Origin of the sequence: Pseudonocardia hispaniensis, from assembly GCF_042658695.1 — a bacterium.
GTDB classification, from domain to species: Bacteria; Actinomycetota; Actinomycetes; order Mycobacteriales; family Pseudonocardiaceae; genus Pseudonocardia; species Pseudonocardia hispaniensis.
On record NZ_JBHSQW010000010.1, the window covers coordinates 64,957 to 83,038 of the forward strand.

Here is an 18,082-nt window from a genome sequence, read left to right on the forward strand (position 1 = left end):
CGGTCGTGTGCGCGGGGCACCCGCGGGCGGTTCGACCCCTGCCGACGACGCCCACGTCTCGCTCACAGGTTCTTCATCAGCGGCCGGATCCTGTCGCCGAAGTCACGTACCCCCGCGACGAAGTCGGGGAAGCTGAACAGCACGCCGTCGATGCCGGTGTCCTCGATGATCCTGTCGAGACGCTCCGCGACCTCGGTGTACGACCCGGTGACGGTCGGGATGGTCATGAAGGCGCTGTTGCCGTCCTCGGGCGGGCGCGACATACCGGTCGCCTGGTGGCGGGAGATGCCGTCCGGATTCGCGTCGAGCATGGCGCTGGCGATCATGTTCCCGATGGCCTCGCTGTCGGCTCGCCGCACGATCTCGTCCTGCATCGCGTAGGCCTTCGCGCTGTCGGCGTCCGCGATGAGATGGAACACGGCGTAGGTCCCGACATCCCGGCCCTTCTCGCTGCCTGCGGCCTTCACCTTGCCGACGATCTCGGCCAGCTTGTCCGGGCCCGCCTGCACGAAATTCCGGTCCGCGAACTCGGACACGAACCGCGCCGCGGCCGGGGACTGGCCCGCCGAGACGATGGTCACGCGGTGCTTGGGCTGCGGATAGACCGTGCAGTCGTCGAGCGTGAAGTGCTCGGTGTTCGCGGTGACCCTGCCGTGTTCCCAGAGCGAACGCAGCAACCCGACGTACTCGCCGGCGAACTCGTACCGCTCGGTGTAGTAGTCGTCCCCGGGCCAGAGCCCCATCTGGTCGTACTCGTCCCTGTTCCAGCCGGTGACGATGTTCAGCCCGCACCGGCCGTCGCTGATGTCATCGATCGTCGAGACGTAGCGGGCGACCACGGCCGGGTGCAACGCGGGGATCGTGACGGTCGGAAAGAGTTCGAGGGTCGTCGTCACCGATGCCAGGCCCGCCATGAGCGTGAACGACTCCAGGCAGTGGTCCCAGTATCCGGTGCTCCCACCGAATCCGCGATACTTCATCATCGAAAGGATCATGTCGAATCCGGAGCGTTCGGCCTCGACGGCGATCTGCTTGTTGTGCTCGAAGGTCGGCAGATACTGCGGACTTCCCGCCGACATGATGTAGCCGTTGCTTCCGTTCGGCAGGAAAATCCCAACTTTGACCACTGTCTGACACCCTCAAGAATCGTGTTTGGACTTGTTGCGGTCCCGGCCGGGGGCCCCGAGCCCCTCCAGATACCCGAGGACCTCGTTCGCCGAGACCACGTCGGCGTACTTCTGGTCGAGATCGAACAGCGCCTGCCGGTGAGCCGGGGCGGAACGGTCTCCGACCCCCTCGGCGACGACCATCGGCCGCAGCCCGTACTGCACCGCGTCCACCGCCGTAGCCCGGATACATCCGCTCGTCGTGCAGCCCACGAGCACGACCGTGTCGATCGACCGGCTGACGAGCCAGGTCAGCAGATCGGTGCCGAAGAACGCGCTGGCGTACTTCTTCGCGAAGGTGGGCTCACCGGTGACCGGGGCCACCCGCCCGTCGATCTCGACGGCCTTGTCGCCGGCGAGCAAGCTGGCCAGGCCGTGCTGCTTGCGCTGCCACACGCCGGCAAAACCGCCGTCGACCGTGTCGTACTGGACGACGGTGTAGGCGACGGGGACCCGGGCCCGGCGGGCCGCGTCCAGGATCGTGCGGCTGGCGTCGATCTCGGCATCGAGGTTCGCGCCGAGCGGGTAGTCCGGACTCGTGAACCCGCACATGAAGTCAATCACCAAAAGCGCCGGTCGGTCTCCGAACCCGATGCGATTGCCGAACCCGCGGGCCGCGAAGAAGTCCTTTTCTCCCCCATCCATCTCGCTCGCGGTCACGATCGCTGGAACTCCGCGATGCTCTTGAGCGCGCCGTCGTACTCGTTGGCGAGATACCATTCCGCGATCTGGTCGGTGTTGGCATACCAGACGCCCGGGACCGACGAGATCTCCTTGAGCGCCTCCGCGAAGTGCCGGAACCGGAACGGCTGTCCGACGAGGAAGGGGTGGATCGACACGGAGAACACCGCACCGGGCCGCGTCGCGGACTCCTCGTACAGCACCTGGAACTGGTCGACGATGAGCTGGGTGAACTGCGCCGGCGTCATCGCCTGGTCGATGAACACCGGGATGTCGTTGATCTCGATGGAGTAGGGCACCGAGAGGAACCGCTTGTGCTCGTCGCCCATGGGGAAGGGCTGGTCGTCCGCCACCCAGTCGAGCGAGTAGGTGAAACCGTTCTCGCGGAGAATCTCGACGGAGTGGGCGGTCTCGGTGAGGGCCGGCCCCAGCCAGCCTCGCGGGGCCTTTCCGGTGGCCGCGGTGAGCGTGGCGACGATCTCGGCGATGCCCTTTCGCTCCTCCTCCTCGGCGAAACCCGTCCAGAGTTCGCTGTTCGTGCGGCCATGACCGAGGAACGCCCAGCCTCGGTCCACGCCCGCCTGCACGATCCCCGGATAGCGGACGGCCGCGTCGGAGTTCAGCAGCACCGAGATTGCGGGACCGAAGTCGTCCATGGCCTCGAGCATCCGCCAGAACCCCGCGCGCACGCCGTAGTCCCGCCAGCCGTAGTTGAGGGGATCGACGGGAAGGCCGACCGTGACGGGCGTTCGGCACGTGGATGGCTTGCCGAGGTAGAAATGCTCGATGTTCAATCCGAGATAACAGGCCATCCGATTTCCGTCCGGATAGACCAGAGGCGGGCGCGCAACGATCGGCCAATAGTCGTACGGAGGTTCCAGCATGTTTTCCTCTTCCCACAGGTGCACGGGTGGCATGATCGATGCTCGACCACGTACACGAACTCTGCAATAGAATTCCGGTAGGCAGAACTTCCTCGCGGATCAGGCGTCTACGGTCTTCCCGTTCAGACCTGTCCGAGTCGACGACAAAAATGCCGCCGCCGTCACCGCATCCGTCGTCAATTCGTCACCGCCGAACTCGGCGACAATCCCGCCGCCGCCGATCACCAGCACCCTGTCGCACAGATGCGCGAGGTCTTCGTATTCCACGCTCACGATCACGGTCGCCATCCCCCGCGCGGACGAGGCCGCGAGGAGCCGGAAAATCTCGGACTTGGCGCCGACGTCGACCGCCTGCGTCGGCTCGTGGACGACGAGCACCCTCGGCTTCGTGCTCAGCCACTTGGCCATGACGACCTTCTGCTGGTTGCCCCCGCTGAGCCGGTTCGCCGCGATCTGCGGGACCGCCGGCACGACCCGGTAGTCCTCGATCAGAATCCCCGTGTGGCGGCTCTCCTCCGTCCTGCGGAGCAATCCCCCACGAATGAAGGTCCTGATCCTGGGTAACGAGACGTTCTCGCTGAGGCTCAGTTCGGTGGCGAGGGCGAGACGCTTACGGTCGTCGGGAACCAGGACCAGCCCCAGGCGCACGCGTTCGGCGATCGGCGTCGTCGCCGCGTCGATGCGCTGACCCGCGATCTCGATCGTCCCCGACGTCGCGAGGTCAGGATCGAACAGGAGCCGGGCGAGGTCCTCGAAACCGGATCCGGGGAGCCCCGTGACCCCGACGACCTCGCCCTCGGCGACGTCGAAGGAGACACCGCCCAGGGCGGCACCGCCAAGGGACCGCACCGAGAGCCCGACGGCACTTGCCGACGGCGTGACGCGGTCCGGGTAGAACCGCCCGGGTGCCGTCCCGACGATGTGCTCGACGAGCTGTTCGTGCGTCAGGCTCCGGGACGGTTCGTGGGCGACGACGCGCCCGCCGCGCAGCACCGCGACGGAGTCGGCGACGCCGAGGATCTCGTCGAGCCGGTGGCCGATGAACAGGACACCCACGTCGTTGTCGGCGGCGAGGCCGCGGATCCACTCGAGGACCTCCGCCGCATCGTCCTTGCCCAGCGCCGCGGTCGGCTCGTCCAGGATGACCGCTCGCAGCGACTCCCCCGGCCGGGTGCGAAGCGCGCGGAGCACCGAGAGCTTCGCGGAGGTCGCGCGGGGAAGCGCGCCCACGTCGTCCGTGGTCCGCGCGTCGATCCCCCAGCGTTCCAGCAGTCCGGTCACGGTGCGGTGCTCGCGCGCCCAGCGGATGGTCCCCAGTCTCGTCGTCGGGTATGCCCCGACGAGCATGTTGTCGAGCACGCTGAGACCGGGGACGAGGGTGTTGTCCTGGTGGACGAAGCGGACGCCCGCGGCCCTGGCGGTCTCGGGCGTGAGGTGCCCGATGGCGCGGCCACCGATGCGGATCTGCGAGCCGGGATCCGCCTGGTGATATCCGCTGAGGATCTTCACGAGCGTGGACTTGCCCGAGCCGTTCGCGCCGATGAGCGCGGTGACCGCACCGTGCGGGATATCGAGATCGACCCCGGCGAGTACCGGCACCCCCTCGATATAGGCCTTGCGCACGTTCCTCAGCGCGACGGCCGTCCCGGACTCACCCATCACGTTCCCGCCCAGAGCCGGGCGAAGTAGTCGGCCGTCACTCCCTGCCCCGCGTACCACGAACCGTCGATCGTGGTCTCCGGGCTCAGGGCGAGCTCGCCCACGTTGTTCGAGTCGAAGATCCGGACCGGTGCGATGGCGTTCTGGACCGTCGGGGCGCCGACTAGGGCGCGCAGGACGAGATCCGCCTCGATGTAGCCGAGCGCGTTGAGATCGTTTCCGATCTCGGCCGCCACGAGACCACCGTCGGCCAGCTCGCGCATCGGCTGGTAGCTCCCGTTGATCGTCGCGACCTTCACCTGGCCGGACTTGCCGGCTTGCTGAATCGCCGGGTTGGTGAACTGGGTCATCGGGTCGAACGCCGGGACGACGTAGTCGATGGTCGGGTTCCTGGTGAGCTCGGCGCTCGTCGTCGGGCCCAGATCGCTCGCCCAGTTGCCGATCGTGACGCCCTTGACCGTGACCGTGCAGGCCGGGCAGACCTCGGTCATCCGGGCGCTGAACGCCTCCTGTTCCTGCAGCGAGCCGATGACATCGGGTGTGGTCAGGAAGAGCACGTTCGCGCTTCCCCCCGAGTCCGCGACGATCCAGTCGGCGACCAGCTCACCGGAGCGCACGAACGCCTGGCTGCTCTGCCCGGCCAGGCCCTGGTGGAGTTCGCCCGAGGCATCGACCGCGGCCCCCGACAGAACGGGAATGCCGGCCGCGTTCGCCTCGGCGAGCGCATTGGCGTAGGTCGCCGCCTCGGGACCGTCGACCTGAATGGCGTCGGCGCCCTGCGCGACCGCCTGCGAGATGCAGTTGTTGTAGTCCACCGGATTGCTCTTGCCGTCGCACGTCGTGACCTCGACGCCGGCGTGCTCGAGCGCGGCCTTGAAGTTGGCGCCGACCGCGGCCAGGAATGGGTTGCCGCTGTACATGGTCACCCACCAGACCTGCTTTCCCTTGGCGGGCGACGCGTCGAAGGGCTCGCCCGCGTAGTCCGGCGGTGCCGCGTCGCGGTACTTCGCCAGGTTCTCCGCGACGACGGCGGGCACATCGCCGGAGGCGCCGCCCTGGCCGCTTCCTCCCGCGCCCGGACTCGAACAGGCCCCGAGAGCGGCGACGACGGCCCCGGCGGTGAGCATCGCCGCGAGAGATCGCTTGATGTTATGCACTATTCGACACCTCGTTGTATGCCGAGAGGAGACAGATCGTGGCGGATCGGTTTCACAGCACGGTTCGACGTTGGGTACGGAGAAAGGCGAGCCGCGAGACCGTCACGGCGAGCACGACGGCGGCGCCGTAGAAGACGTCCCGGATCCACCCCTCGAGGCCGAGCAGGACGAGCCCAGTGATGCCCGTCGCGAGGAAGAGCACGGCGACGATGGTCCCGAGCGGGTTGACCCGGCCCGGCTCGAAGATGGCCGAGCCGAGGAAGGCCGCCGCGAAGGCCGGTAGCAGCAGGCTCTGCAGCGAGGTCGGTTGCAGGCCCCCCGCGATGCCGATGACCATGATCCCGGCGATGCCGGACAGCAGGCTCGTCGTGACGAAACAGAGCGTCCGGATGCGGGCGACCGGCACCCCGGACAGGCGCGCGACCTCCCGGTTCTGCCCGACGAAGAGCACGTGCCTGCCCAGCGGGGTGTGCCGGTGCACGAACCACAGCACGGCGCCGATGAGCAGCGCGTAGTACACGGCCGCGTTGACGCCGAGCAGCTGGGTGTTCATCACGGCGCCGAGCTCGCGCGGAACGCCCCCGATCGTCATGGAGTTGCTGAACCACACCGAGAGCCCGACGAGCAGGGTGCCCATTCCCAGGGTGACCACGATGCTCTGCACACCGACCCGGACGGCGAGGAAGGCGTTGAGGAGGCCGACCGCGACCGCGGCCAGCAGGCCGAGCAGGACCGCGAGCCACAGGTTCCACCCGGACACCCCACTGAGCTGGCCGGCGATGGTGGCCGACAGCGTCATCGTCGCGGCGGCGGACAGGTCGTACTCCCCCGCCGCGAGCGTGGGGACGACGGCCAGGGCGAGGACCAGGAGCGCGGCCTGCGCGTTGAGGATCGAGGTGGCGTTGGCGACCGTCGGGAACGTCTGCGGCGCGAGGATCGAGAAGATCACGATCTCCACCGCCCACACGACGAGCACCCCGTAGCGGTAGCCGAGGCCGCGCAGGCCTCGCCATCGGCCCGCGGCCGTCGCGGGAGCCGGTGGCCTGCCTCCGCCGGCGCCGCCGGTCCGGGCACCGTGCGGTGCGGCGGCGGCAGAGACGGCGCTGTTGTCGACCGTCATGTTCTGGTTCCTTTCCTCAGCCGCCGGCCCGGCCGCTGCCCTCGACCATCACGCCCGCTCCAGACGGCGGACGAGGTAGTCCCACACCTGGTCCACCGCCTCGGGGTGGAAGATGTGCTCGCGCTTGGCGCGGGACTCGTCCGGATCCGACCAGGTGGGCCAGGTGCCGAAGCCGCGGGTGATCCACTGCTGGTACGCGGCCCGTTCGAGGATGACCGCGGCGACGGTGGCGGCCTGCAGGGTGCGGCCGACGGTGACGATGCCGTGGTTGACCAGGAAGACCGCCGAGGCCGACCCGAGCGTCGCGGCGACCTTCTTGCCGAGCTCGGGGGTGAGGATCAGGTCGGCGGTCTCGGTGAACCGGGGCACCCCGGGCGGCACGAAGAAGTTGGCGGCGTGGCTGACCGGCAGCAGCTCCTGGCCTGCGGCGGCGAGGGCGACGGCGTAGGGCGAGTGGGTGTGCACGACACCGCCGACCTCGGGGCGCGCCGCCATGATCTCGGTGTGGATGGGGTACTCGCTGTGCCGGGCCCCCTCGCCCTCGAGCACCTCACCGGCCGGGCTGACCAGCTGCACGCGGGCCGGCGTGATCTCCTCCAGCCCCCAGCCGGCCGCCTTGATCCAGACACCGCGACCCTCGGGATCGCGGGCCGACGAATGGCCCCAGACGAGGTCGCCCTGGTCGCTGGCGCCGAGGATGCGGGAGGACAGGGCGACCAACCCGCGGATATCGGCGCTCACCGGTGCACCAGCCCGCCGTTGACGCTGATGGTCTGCCCGGTGAGGTAGGCGGAGTCGTCGGACAGCAGGAAGGCCGCCATGCCGGACATGTCGTCCGGGCCTGCGGGCCGGTGCAGCGCCTGGGCGCGGATCATCGACTCCCGCTGCTGCGGCGTCACCGTCTCCCGGGCGACCTCGGTGTAGACCGGCCCGGGCGAGAGGGTGTTGACGCGGATGCCGAACTCGCCGAGCTCGCGGGCCATCGAGAACGTCATGCCGTGCACGCCGCCCTTGCTGACGACGTAGTGCAGGTATCCGGGCCTGCCGAGCTGCACGGCGTCGGAACCGATGTTGACCACGCTGGCGGACTCGGCGGCCCGCAGCAGCGGCAGCAGCGCCGACACCAGGAGCCACGGCCCCCGCAGGTTCACCGCCATCAGCCGGTCCCACTCCTCGTCGGTGATCTCCCAGAACGGCTTCATCCGGATGGTGGAGAACACCGCGGCGTTGTTGACCAGCCCGTCGACCCGCCCGTACGCCGCGGTCAGCTGGGCCGCGAACGCCTCGCAGCCGGCGCGGTCGGACACGTCGAGCTGGTAGGCGGTCGCCTTTCCCGGACCGCCGAGCGACGAGGCGGTGGCCTCGACGCCGTCCCGGTTGCGGTCGGCGAGCACCACGGTGCTGCCTTCCTCGACGAGACGCCGGGCGTAGCCCGCGCCGATCCCCTGAGCGGCGCCGGTCACGACGATGATCTTCTGGTCGAGGCCACGGAGGCTCATGTCAGGCTCCAGGTTCGGTACGACGGTTCGTCGGCTGGAACGATCTCGGTGGACAGCAGGGCGAGGCAGCCGGGGCAGAACGCCTGGCGCAGCAGGATCGGCCGGTCCACGAACGCGGACGGATCGGCGTGCACGCCGGGCCCGGCCTCGGTGGAGGGGCGTTCGTGGCGTAACGCGTGCGCCATGGGGGCGCCGACGGAGTCGCCGACGCGGGCCCCGCAGTGCCGGCACCGCACGGCACCGGAGTCGTCGGTCTCCAGGTTGAGATCGAGATTCACGTGTCTGCTCCTTCGGGCGGGGTGAGACCGGCGCGCTGGTGGCGCAGCCGGTGCCGCAGCGCCTCGGTGGCCGCGACGTCGGCGGTGTGGGTGCCGTCGGCACCGACGTCACCCAGCACGACGCCGTAGACGTCGCGGGCCGCGCGCTGCGAGACCTTGCCGGCCGCGACATCGGCGGCGACCCGCTCGGGTTCACGCTGCAGCGGGTCGCCCATTCCGCCGCCGCCCTGCCAGTGCGTGAAGTAGACGTCGTCGGCGGCGAGATCGGTCTCCAGGTGCGGCGGGAGCGTGTCGGGCCTGCCACCGAGCTCCTCGATCGACTGCGGGATGCGACCCGCGGCCAGCTGGTCGCGGACGTCGGTGTCGCGGATGAGCACGTCCCACTGGGTGGCCGCGGGGTACCCGCCGTAGATCCCGGGTGACTGCGGGACCGCCTTGCCGTTGGCCGACACCACGAGGTGCACCTCGCCTGCGGGCGAGTCGTACGGGATGAAGCAGCTGGACGCGCCCACGCCGCCGCGCCACCGGCCGGGTCCGCCGGAGTCGGCCTCCTCCCGCCGCCACAGGTACAGCATGGGAAAGCTGAACTCGTTGATCTCGACGTCGGCGATGCGGCCCATGGGGATGCAGTTCTGCCCGCCCGTGTCGACGCCGTCGCCGTCCATCTTGGCGCCCATCCCGCCGGCCATGGAGTCGCACAGCATGGTCGCGAACCCACCTCCGCGCTGGTCCACTCCGGCCAGCAGCGCGAGGTCGAAGGTGCCCTGGCAGACGCTCATCGCCGAGCGGCTCAGCTCGGGGTGGGTGCCCAGCATCGCGGCCACCGTCTCCGACACCGCGTTCTGGGTGGCCCACGCGGAGTTGACCGACGCCTTGCCGATACCGGCCGGGAACGTGCAGTTGTTGATCGTGCCGGGCTCGCTGATGATGTCGACACAGCGGAAGATTCCGCCCGGCGACCAGGAGATGTCCGGGCAGAGCATGGTCAGCAGGATCGGCAGCAGGCCGCCGCGCAGCCCGGCGAAGGTGCAGTTGATGATGCCCTCGACCTGCGGGTCGGTGCCGGTGAAGTCGAAGATCAGCCGATCGTCGCGTTTGGTCATCGCCACGACGATCTTGTGGATGTCGCGGTCACCGGCCCGGGCGCCGTCCTGATGCGCCACGGCCGACCAGGTGCCGTCGGGCAGCTCGCGCAGCTTGGCCCGCAGCCGGGCCTCCGCGTCGTTCATCATCTTCTTCATCACGGCCTTGACCGTGTCCGGGCCGTAGGAGCCGAGGAGCGCGGTCAGCCGGTCGTGCGCCACGTTGTTGGCGCCGATCTTGGCCCGCAGGTCCAACCCGATCAGCTTGGGCACCCGGGAGCGGCGCAGGTACATGTCCTCGATGTCGGCGCGGAGCCGCCCGCCATCGACGATCTTGACCGGCGGGATGGGCAGGGACTCGGCGAACACGTCGCGACCGGAGATCGACCAGCTGCCCGGCGACACCCCACCGAGATCGACCTGATGGGCGACCACGCTGGTCCAGCAGAACAGCCGCCCGTCGTGGAACAACGGCGCCAGGACGGTGACGTCGTTCTGGTGCAGGCCCCCGCCGACCCACGGGTCGTTGAGCAGGAACTGGTCGCCGGGGCCGATGCCGGGGTTGGCCGACCGGTTCCGCAGCGTCCAGCGCACCGCCATGTCCAGCGCGGAGCCGAGCTGGGTGTTGTACAGGCCGACCTGCACGGTCTCGCCGACCTCGTCCATGATGCCGGTGCCGAAGTCGTTGCAGTCGGTGACCACGACCGAGCCGGACATCCGCTTCACCGCGTCGCCCATGTCGTCGGTGATGGCCACCAGGCGGTGCCGGACCACCTCGTAGGTGAGCGGATCCACCTCCGCGGCGTCGGCGGGGATGCGGTGCAGCGTGACGTCGCCGACGGTGTCGATGCCGTCGAGGGGCTGGCCGGACTGGGCGAACCGCTCGGAGCCGGCGATGGGGATGACAGGCATCAGGGCGCTCCTAGCCGTTGTGGGTGTCGCCGTAGCGGATGACGAGATTGCCGAGCCGGTCGACGGTGGCGTGGGTGCCGGGCGGCAGCGCGACGGTGGTGGTCGGCGCCTCCACGACGGCGGGGCCGCGGATCTCGTGACCGGTGCCGAGCGCGCGGTAGTCGTAGATCGTCGCCGGTCGGCGACCGGTGCGGACGTCGAGGAACACCTCCCGCTCGCCGCTGGGCACCGGTACGCCGCCCAGCACGGCGTGCTCGGGTAGTTCGGGCTGGATCTGCAGGGTGCCGACCGCCCGCACCCGATAGGTGATCAGTTGCAGGCCGGCGTCGGGGAACCCGGTGCCCTCGCCGTAGAGGGCCTCGTAACGATCCTCGAACTCGCGGCCGACCTGCTCGATCTGCGCGGGCGTGAGCGTCCCGCCGGGCACCGGCGTGGACACCTCGGCCAGCTGCATGGTGTAGCGGATGTCGGCCTCCCGCTCGTAGGCGATGGCGGAGAAGGCCAGACCCTGCTCGGACAGCCGCTGCTCCAGCTCGGACTCCAGCGCCGCGTACACCGAGTTGAACGCGTCGGCGTCAACCGGCATCGCGGCCGGCTGGGAGCGCTCGGCGGTGAGCACGATGTCGGAGGCGGCCAGCCCGTAGGCGGAGAACACGGCCGCGGTGGAGCCGAGCGGGACGACGACCTCCTTGACCCCGAGGTCGGCGGCGTAGTTCGCGCAGTGCATCGGCCCGGCGCCGCCGAACGCGTACAGGCTGAACTCGCGCGGGTCCTGCCCGGAGTTGACGACCACCTTGCGGACCAGGTCGGCGGTCTGGGCGTTCTGGATGGCGTAGATCGCGGCGGCGGCGTCCTCGACCGACATCCCCAGCGGGGTGGCCACCACCTTGTCGATCGCGTCGCGAGCGGCCTGCACGTCCAGCTTCTTGCGGCCGCCGAGGAAGTTGTCCGGGTTGATGATGCCCAGGACCAGGTCGGCGTCGGTGACGGTGGGCTCCCACCCGCCCTCGCCGTAGCAGGCGGGACCGGGCCGGGCGCCCGCACTACGCGGGCCGACGCGCAGGTTTCCGCCCGGGTCGACCCAGGCGATCGCCCCGCCACCGGCGCCGATGGTGTGCACGTCCACCATCGGGGTGCTGACCGCGTACTGGTTGAGCACGGTGCTGGTGGTGGTCACCGGTTTGCCGTCGACCACCAGCCCGACCAGGAACGTGGTGCCGCCCATGTCGGTGGAGATGACCTTGCTCGTGTCCAGCGCGGCGGCCATCCGGGTGCAGCCGACGACGCCGCCGGTGAGCACCGAACCGATGGTGGTGATCGCGTGCGCCGGGGCGTCGGCCGAGGTGACGCACCCCCCGGCGCCCTGCATGACCAGCAGCGCACCGGTCAGCCCGCGGCGGCGCAGCTCGGCCTCCAGCGGCTCCAGATAGGCGCCGAGCCGCGGCCCGACCTGGGTGTTCATGATCGTGGTGACGCTGCGCGAGTACTCCCGGATACGCGGGCTGACCTCGCTGGACAACGCGACGTACAGGCCGGGCGCCTCCTCGCCGATCAGCTCGCGCACCCGCTGCTCGTGCGCCGGGTTGCGGAACGACCACAACAACGAGACGGCGATCGCCTCGACGCCGTCGGCGACCAGCGCGCGCACCGCCTCGCGCACGCCCCGTTCGTCGAGCGGGACGACGACGCCGCCCTTGTAGTCGACGCGCTCGTCGATCTCCCGGACGCGGTGGCGGGGAACCAGCCCGGCGGGTTTGGTGGTGCGGGCCATGTGCTGGATCTCGTCGCTGCCCAGCCCCGCGTAGCGACCCTCGAGGTTCATGATGCTGATCGAGTCGGCGTGGCCGCGGGTGGTCAGGAACCCGACTTGGGCGACGTCGCCGGTGACGATCGCGTTCAGCGTCGACGTGGTGCCGTGCACGATGTAGTCGGTCTCGGCCAGCAGCTCGCGCACGCCGATGCCCAGCTCGGCGGCCAGGTCGTCGATCGCGGTGAGAAAACCGTCGGCGAAGTTCGGCGGCGTCGACGGGGTCTTCGCCGCCGCGAGCCGGTTGTGCTGGTCGGCGACGAAGGCATCGGTGAAGGTGCCGCCGGTGTCGATGCCGATGACGTACGGCATGAGAGCTCCTTCGGTCTCAGAACAGGACGTTGATGGCCTTGAGCTCGGTGTAGCTGAGCAGCTCCTCGAGGCTCTCCTCGCGGCCGACGCCGGACCCCTTCACGCCGCCGAAGGGCACGTTCGGGAAGTGCCGGGACGAGCCGTTGATCCACACGAAGCCGGTCTCGAAGGCGCGGGCGACGCGGTGCGCTCGGCCGACGTCGCGGGTCCAGACGCTGGCGGTGAGCCCGTAGTCGACGTCGTTGGCGATGCGGACGGCGTCGGCCTCGTCCTCGAACGCGATCACCGACAGCAGCGGGCCGAACACCTCCTCCTGGGCGATGCGCGAGCGCGGCCGCACGCCGGTGAGCACCGTCGGCGCGACGAACAGCCCGTGGTCCAGGCCCGGCGGGCGGCCGCCTCCGGTGGCGACGGTGGCGCCCTCGCCGACCGCGATGTCGATGTAGGACAACGACTTCTCGTACTGGGCGCGGTTGATCATCGTGCCCTGTTCGGTGGTCTCGTCGAACGGGTCGCCGATCGCGCGCCGCTCGATCCGCGCGACGACCCGCGCGACGAGCTCGTCGTGGATCTCGCGCTGCACCAGCAGCCGGGAGTTGGAGCCGCAGGACTGGCCGGACCAGGTGAAGTTCATGCCGAACACCGCGCCCTCGGCGGCCCGGTCGAGGTCGGCGTCGGCGAACACGACCATCGCGTTCTTGCCGCCCAGCTCCAGGGTCACATCCTTGACGCCGGTCTCGGCCGCGGCGCGCTGGATGGCCCGCCCGGTCGGCTCGGAACCGATAAACCCGATCCGGCGGACGTGGCGGTGGCGCACCAGCGCATCGGGAACCGCCGGGCCGTCACCGACCACGACCGACAGCACGCCGGGCGGGAAGAGGTCCCCGGCGAGTTCGGCCAGGCGCAGCGCGGACAGCGGCGCGGCCTCCGGTGGTTTGAGGATTGTCGGGTTGCCCGCGATCAGCGGGGCGCCGATCTTGCAGGCGAACATGAGCGGGTGGTTGTAGGGCACGATCCGGGCGACCACGCCGACCGGTTCGCGCACGGTGACGTGCAGGCCGCTGCTCGCCGGCACCGAGGTGCCCTTGAGCTCCAGCGCCTGGCCGGCGAACATCCGCAGCTGCGCCACCGCGGTGGCCACATCGACCCGCGAGTTGGAGATCGGGGAGCCCGCGTCGACGGTGTCCAGCAGGGCCAGCTCCTCGCCGTGCCGCTCGATCACGTCGGCGAGCGCCTGCACCAGCCGCGCGCGCTCCAGCGGTTCCGTGTCCCGCCAGGCGGCGCGGGCGTCGTGGGCGGCCACCGCCGCGGCCTCGACGTCGGCCGGGCCGGCGTCAGGCACCTCGGCGATCACGCTCTCGGTGTACGGGCCGACCCGTTGGTAGGTGCGGCCGGAGGCGGCAGGGGTGAGCTTGCCCGCGATCAGCAGCCGCCACTCCCGATCCAGAACTTTCGCGACCTCGGGTGGGATCAGGTCAGGCATGGGTGGGCTCCTCGGTGCCGTACAGCCAGTCGGTGTCGGTGAAGTCGTCGGGTTCGCGGCGCGCGAACAGCTCGTTGCGCAGGCCCCTGGCCAGCCCGTCGACGTGCCAGACATCGCCCCAGACCCGGGCGCTGCGCTGCACCCGGGCGGTGCGCGGGACCCGGTCTGCCTGGTAGGTCCGCAGGGTCTGCTCGACCGCGGCGAGGTCGGCGCCGGTGACGGGCAGGTGCTTGACCACCGCGTCGGCCAGCGCGGCCGCGTCCTCGATCGCCTGACAGGCCCCCTGAGCGAGGTACTGCAGCATCGGGTGCGCGGCGTCGCCGAGCAGCACGGCGCGTCCGGCCACCCACTCGTCGATCGGCTCACGGTCGAACATCGGCCAGCGCTTGTCCCGCCACAGCGCGGGAATCGCCGTGCGCACCTGCTCGCAGGTCGCCGAGAAGACCTCGTCCAGTTCCTCCGGGGTGCCCCACTCCGGCTCGCCCGCCTCGAACCGCCGGCTGCGGAACACCGCCACCTGGTTGTACATCCGGCCCGAGCGCAGCGGGTACTGCACCAGGTGCAGCCCTGGCCCGAACCACACCACCACGTCGGTCAGCGGCGCGTGCGCGTCGACCTGCTCCAGCGGCACCGCGCCTCGGTAGGCGACGTAGCCGGAGCAGAGCGGTTCGTCGTCGCTGAGCAGCGTGCGCAACCCGGACCGCAGCCCGTCGGCGCCCACGACCAGCGCGGCGTCGTAGCCCGAGCCGTCCGCGCAGGCCACGGTGGCCCGGTCGGGTTCGGTGCCCACTGCGGTGACCTCCTTGCCGGTGTCCAGCAGCACCCCGTGCTCGCGGCAGGCCGCGAGCAGGATCTCCAGCAGGTCGCTGCGGTGCACGACCACGTAGGGTCCGCCGTAGCGGCGCCGGAACGCCGGTCCGAGGTCGAGATGGGTGAGCCGCCGGCCGGTGAGGGCATCGTTGAACACCAGGCGCTGCGGCAGCACGCCCGCGTCGATCACCCGGCCGAGCACGCCGAGCCGGTCGAGGATGCGGGTGGCGTTGGGAGCCAGCTGCAGGCCCGCGCCGATCTCGCCGAACTCGTCGGCGCGTTCCAGCACGCGAACGGGCCGCCCGGCCTGCGCGCAGGCGAGCGCGGTCGCCAAGCCGCCGATGCCGCCGCCGACGACGACGATCTCATCGGACCGGGTGGGGGTCATCGTCATGCGGCCAACCATGCGGTGATTCTGAAGAATGGGATAGTATTTTCTGCTGTGAGGAATAAGCCGTCGTACGCGATCGACTCGGTCGACCACGCGTTGCGCCTCGCCCAGCTGCTGCAGCAGGAAGGTCCGGTGCGCGTCACCGACGCCGCCGAGTGGCTGGGCGTCTCCCCGTCCACCGCCCACCGGCTGCTGGCGATGCTGGTCTACCGCGACTTCGCCGAGCAGCGGCCGGACCGCCGCTACACCGCGGGCCGCATGCTGCGCCCTGCGCCGACCTCCGAGGCGCCGCTCGCCCTGCTCCGGCGGGTGGCGCTGCCGCACCTGCGCGCGCTCGCGCAACGGCTGCACGAATCGACGAACCTGATGGTGCTGGTCGGCGCCGAGGTCCGGTTCCTGGCCACCGTCGAGGGCGACCAGCCGCTGCGCGTCGGGGACCGCGTCGGCCAGGCGCTGCCCGCGCACCGGGCCTCGGGCGGGCGGGCGCTGCTCGCGCTCATGCCGGTGGATCAGCTCGAGGCCCTGTACGACTCCTTTGACGAGATCGACCTCCATCGGCTGCGGCGGGAACTGGCCCTGATCCGCAAGCGGGGGTTCGCCATCAACGACCAGCTCACCGAGGCGGGGGTCACCGCGGTCGGCGCGGCGCTGCACGACCCCTCCGGGCAGCCGATCGCGGCGATCTCCATCGCGATGCCCACGGTCCGGTTCCACCGCGACCGGTTGCCGCACTGGGCAACCGAGCTGTCCACGACGACAACCGTGATCGAGCGCGACCTCGCCGCCGGCTCCGCGAAGTAGTCCATACAGGACCATCTGGGTTCGTGCGACCGACCCATCGAGAAACGTTGTGGGCCCACAAGAAACGTGCGTTTCCCGGGGCGGCCGCCGCTGCCTAGCGTTCTGGTCGTGGGCGGCACCGCCCCGCCGGCGCCCGCGATCGGCGCGCCGGCCTCACCCGACCAGGAGAACCCATGACGGATCAGTCATTGCGCGGCAAGGTCGCTGTCATCGGCGCCGGCGCGAAGAACCTCGGCGGCCTGATCAGCAGGACGTTCGGCGCCGACGGTGCCCGCGTCGTCGTGCACTACCACGGGGACGACACCAAACCCGACGCCGACGAGACCGTGGAGGCGGTCACCGCGGCCGGTTCGGAGGCGATCGCGGTGCAGGGTGACCTCACCCAGGTCGCGGAGATCGAGCGGCTGTTCGACGCCGCCGTCGACCGCTTCGGCGGGGTCGACGTGGCGGTCAACACCGTCGGGCGGTGCTGCGCAAGCCGATCGTGGAGACCACCGAGGCCGAGTACGACGCGATGTTCGACATCAACGCCAAGGCGGCCTACTTCTTCCTCCGGGAGGCGGGCCGGCGACTCAACGACAACGGTCGGATCATCTCGATCGTGACGTCGCTGCTCGCCGCGTTCACCGACGGATACTCCACCTATGCCGGCGGAAAATCGCCGCTGGAACATTTCACCCGGGCGGCGGCCAAGGAGTTCGGCGCTCGCGGCATCTCCGTGACCAATGTCGCCCCGGGACCGATGGACACGCCGTTCTTCTACCCCGCCGAGACACCCGAGCGGGTGGCCTTCCACAAGTCCCAGTCGATGAACGGCGAGCTCACAAAGATCGAGGACATCGCACCCATCGTGACGTTCCTGGCCACGGACGGCTGGTGGATCACGGGCCAGACCATCTTCGCGAACGGCGGCTACACCACGCGCTGACCTCCCCGGCCCGCGCCGCGGGTCAGGACTGCGGGGCCGGGTCGGCGGCCAGACCCTCGAGCAACGCGCGGCGCAGCCGTGAGGTGGTGTGCCGCAGCCAGATCGCCTGCAGCGGCACGCACCGGCCGGGGACCAGGTCGATCACCATGGTTCGCCCGTCGGCCGCGGGGCCGCGCGGCGCGGTCACCAGGGCGACGCTGTCGGAGCCGGCCACCGCCGTCACCGGCGGGGTGCCCTGCAGCGAGCTCACTCGATGGCGCGGGTGGATACCCATCTCGCGGCATCGGGAGAGCAGGACGTCGGTGTAGCCGGACACCCCGGGCGGTGCCCAGACCACCAGCTCCTCACCGGCCAGCTCGTCCCAACCGGCCTGCTCTTGTCCGGCCAGCCGATGGTGGGTGGCCACGGCGAGCCGGATCCGGTGCCTGCCGACGATGGCGGTCTCCAGATGTGCGGGCACGCCCATCGCCCGCGCGAATCCGAGATCCAGGTCCCCATCGGTCAGCCTGCGCACGAGCGCCGCCGGGTACACCTCCTCGACGGTGAGTGACGCCTCCGGGTGGTGCCGCTGGACGTCGTGGAGGGCGGCGTGGGCCTCCTCGCCGGTGACCGCCGGCGTGCGCCCGACGCGCAGCCGCCCGGCCTCACCGCGCCCCACCTCGCGCGACCACGCGACCGCGGCCTCGGCGGCGGCGAGCAACGGTCGCCCGACCTCCAACAGCGCCGCCCCGGCCGGGGTCAGGCTGATACCACGTCCCGCCCGGTCGAACAGGACGACGCCCAGCTCCCGCTCGAGGTGCCGGATCGAGGTGCTCAACGCCTGCTGACTCAGGTGCAGCTGCTGGGCGGCGCGGGTGACGTTCAACTCGTCGGCGACGTGGACGAAGTGCTCCAGCTTGCGTAGGTCCAGCGTCACGTGGGCCGTCGCTCCCTTCGGCATGGGGTGCGTCCGTACGGCCATCGAGCCTATAGCGGCGGCGCGGCCGGACGTACCGGTGCGCCGGGGCCAGGAGAACCGTCGGGCACCGACAGCGACAGTTGACAGCGATATCCCAGCCGACGACGGTCGGCCACTGGATCGGTGGGGCTCGACCGTTCTCCGGTCGAGCCCC

At 70.4% G+C, this 18,082-nt stretch carries 15 protein-coding genes and 1 pseudogene; 2 read left to right on the plus strand and 14 right to left on the minus strand.

Annotation, left to right across the window (positions count from 1 at the left end):
• Positions 1-62: 62 nt before the first annotated feature.
• The 13 genes from ACFQE5_RS05155 to ACFQE5_RS05215 form a co-directional block, all read right to left on the minus strand.
• Complete coding sequence (locus ACFQE5_RS05155) at positions 63-1,127, minus strand: LLM class flavin-dependent oxidoreductase (protein WP_379583362.1); 1,065 nt, start codon at positions 1,125-1,127, stop codon at positions 63-65.
• Between the two features lie 12 nt (positions 1,128-1,139).
• On the minus strand, positions 1,140-1,826 hold the full coding sequence (locus ACFQE5_RS05160) for an isochorismatase family protein (protein WP_379583364.1): 687 nt from the start codon (positions 1,824-1,826) through the stop codon (positions 1,140-1,142).
• Complete coding sequence (locus ACFQE5_RS05165; RefSeq protein ID WP_379583366.1) at positions 1,823-2,731, minus strand: polysaccharide deacetylase family protein; 909 nt, start codon at positions 2,729-2,731, stop codon at positions 1,823-1,825. The genes ACFQE5_RS05160 and ACFQE5_RS05165 overlap by 4 nt, the downstream gene beginning before the upstream one ends.
• A 99-nt stretch (positions 2,732-2,830) precedes the next feature.
• Entirely contained in the window at positions 2,831-4,390 is a 1,560-nt protein-coding gene (locus ACFQE5_RS05170; RefSeq protein ID WP_379583368.1) for a sugar ABC transporter ATP-binding protein, read from the minus strand.
• Entirely contained in the window at positions 4,390-5,547 is a 1,158-nt protein-coding gene (locus ACFQE5_RS05175) for a sugar ABC transporter substrate-binding protein (RefSeq protein WP_379583370.1), read from the minus strand. Before ACFQE5_RS05175 ends, ACFQE5_RS05170 begins: the two co-directional genes overlap by 1 nt.
• Positions 5,548-5,599: 52 nt before the next feature.
• Positions 5,600-6,667 (minus strand): ABC transporter permease, encoded by a 1,068-nt coding sequence (locus tag ACFQE5_RS05180; RefSeq protein WP_379583372.1) that lies wholly within the window; start codon positions 6,665-6,667, stop codon positions 5,600-5,602.
• Between the two features lie 48 nt (positions 6,668-6,715).
• Positions 6,716-7,408 carry a class II aldolase/adducin family protein gene (locus tag ACFQE5_RS05185; protein WP_379583374.1) on the minus strand — a complete coding sequence of 231 codons (693 nt, stop codon included), beginning with the start codon at positions 7,406-7,408 and terminating at the stop codon, positions 6,716-6,718.
• Positions 7,405-8,166, minus strand: coding sequence for an SDR family NAD(P)-dependent oxidoreductase (locus ACFQE5_RS05190; RefSeq protein ID WP_379583376.1), 762 nt, complete (start codon positions 8,164-8,166; stop codon positions 7,405-7,407). Before ACFQE5_RS05190 ends, ACFQE5_RS05185 begins: the two co-directional genes overlap by 4 nt.
• Positions 8,163-8,444, minus strand: coding sequence for a hypothetical protein (locus ACFQE5_RS05195; RefSeq protein ID WP_379583378.1), 282 nt, complete (start codon positions 8,442-8,444; stop codon positions 8,163-8,165). The genes ACFQE5_RS05190 and ACFQE5_RS05195 overlap by 4 nt, the downstream gene beginning before the upstream one ends.
• Complete coding sequence (locus ACFQE5_RS05200; RefSeq protein ID WP_379583380.1) at positions 8,441-10,438, minus strand: hydantoinase B/oxoprolinase family protein; 1,998 nt, start codon at positions 10,436-10,438, stop codon at positions 8,441-8,443. Before ACFQE5_RS05200 ends, ACFQE5_RS05195 begins: the two co-directional genes overlap by 4 nt.
• Positions 10,439-10,448: 10 nt before the next feature.
• Positions 10,449-12,557 (minus strand): hydantoinase/oxoprolinase family protein, encoded by a 2,109-nt coding sequence (locus tag ACFQE5_RS05205; protein WP_379583382.1) that lies wholly within the window; start codon positions 12,555-12,557, stop codon positions 10,449-10,451.
• A 16-nt stretch (positions 12,558-12,573) separates the two neighbouring features.
• A complete protein-coding gene (locus tag ACFQE5_RS05210; RefSeq protein WP_379583384.1) occupies positions 12,574-14,040 on the minus strand; it encodes an aldehyde dehydrogenase family protein in 1,467 nt (488 codons plus the stop codon).
• Positions 14,033-15,244, minus strand: a complete 1,212-nt coding sequence (locus tag ACFQE5_RS05215; RefSeq protein ID WP_379583386.1) for an FAD-dependent monooxygenase — start codon at positions 15,242-15,244, stop codon at positions 14,033-14,035. Before ACFQE5_RS05215 ends, ACFQE5_RS05210 begins: the two co-directional genes overlap by 8 nt.
• Positions 15,245-15,292: 48 nt before the next feature.
• Here ACFQE5_RS05215 and ACFQE5_RS05220 point away from each other — a divergent pair, with 48 nt between their 5' ends.
• Together ACFQE5_RS05220 and ACFQE5_RS05225 are read left to right on the plus strand one after the other, a co-directional pair.
• Positions 15,293-16,042, plus strand: a complete 750-nt coding sequence (locus ACFQE5_RS05220) for an IclR family transcriptional regulator (protein ID WP_379583388.1) — start codon at positions 15,293-15,295, stop codon at positions 16,040-16,042.
• Positions 16,043-16,215: 173 nt separating this feature from the next.
• Positions 16,216-16,970 (plus strand): annotated as a pseudogene (locus tag ACFQE5_RS05225) (SDR family oxidoreductase).
• Between the two features lie 22 nt (positions 16,971-16,992).
• On the opposite strand, the gene ACFQE5_RS05230 reads toward ACFQE5_RS05225, so the two are convergent.
• Positions 16,993-17,910 carry a LysR family transcriptional regulator gene (locus ACFQE5_RS05230; protein WP_379583390.1) on the minus strand — a complete coding sequence of 306 codons (918 nt, stop codon included), beginning with the start codon at positions 17,908-17,910 and terminating at the stop codon, positions 16,993-16,995.
• Positions 17,911-18,082: the final 172 nt, after the last annotated feature.

What these genes read in the sequence shown, in the direction of transcription:
- ACFQE5_RS05210 (WP_379583384.1), bottom strand. Translation starts at nt 14,040, where the DNA reads ATGCCTGACCTGATCCCACCCGAGGTCGCGAAAGTTCTGGATCGGGAG.
- ACFQE5_RS05215 (WP_379583386.1), bottom strand. Translation starts at nt 15,244, where the DNA reads ATGACGATGACCCCCACCCGGTCCGATGAGATCGTCGTCGTCGGCGGC.
- ACFQE5_RS05165 (WP_379583366.1), bottom strand. Translation starts at nt 2,731, where the DNA reads ATGCTGGAACCTCCGTACGACTATTGGCCGATCGTTGCGCGCCCGCCT.
- ACFQE5_RS05205 (WP_379583382.1), bottom strand. Translation starts at nt 12,557, where the DNA reads ATGCCGTACGTCATCGGCATCGACACCGGCGGCACCTTCACCGATGCC.
- ACFQE5_RS05180 (WP_379583372.1), bottom strand. Translation starts at nt 6,667, where the DNA reads ATGACGGTCGACAACAGCGCCGTCTCTGCCGCCGCCGCACCGCACGGT.
- ACFQE5_RS05230 (WP_379583390.1), bottom strand. Translation starts at nt 17,910, where the DNA reads ATGCCGAAGGGAGCGACGGCCCACGTGACGCTGGACCTACGCAAGCTG.
- ACFQE5_RS05200 (WP_379583380.1), bottom strand. Translation starts at nt 10,438, where the DNA reads ATGCCTGTCATCCCCATCGCCGGCTCCGAGCGGTTCGCCCAGTCCGGC.
- ACFQE5_RS05170 (WP_379583368.1), bottom strand. Translation starts at nt 4,390, where the DNA reads ATGGGTGAGTCCGGGACGGCCGTCGCGCTGAGGAACGTGCGCAAGGCC.
- ACFQE5_RS05190 (WP_379583376.1), bottom strand. Translation starts at nt 8,166, where the DNA reads ATGAGCCTCCGTGGCCTCGACCAGAAGATCATCGTCGTGACCGGCGCC.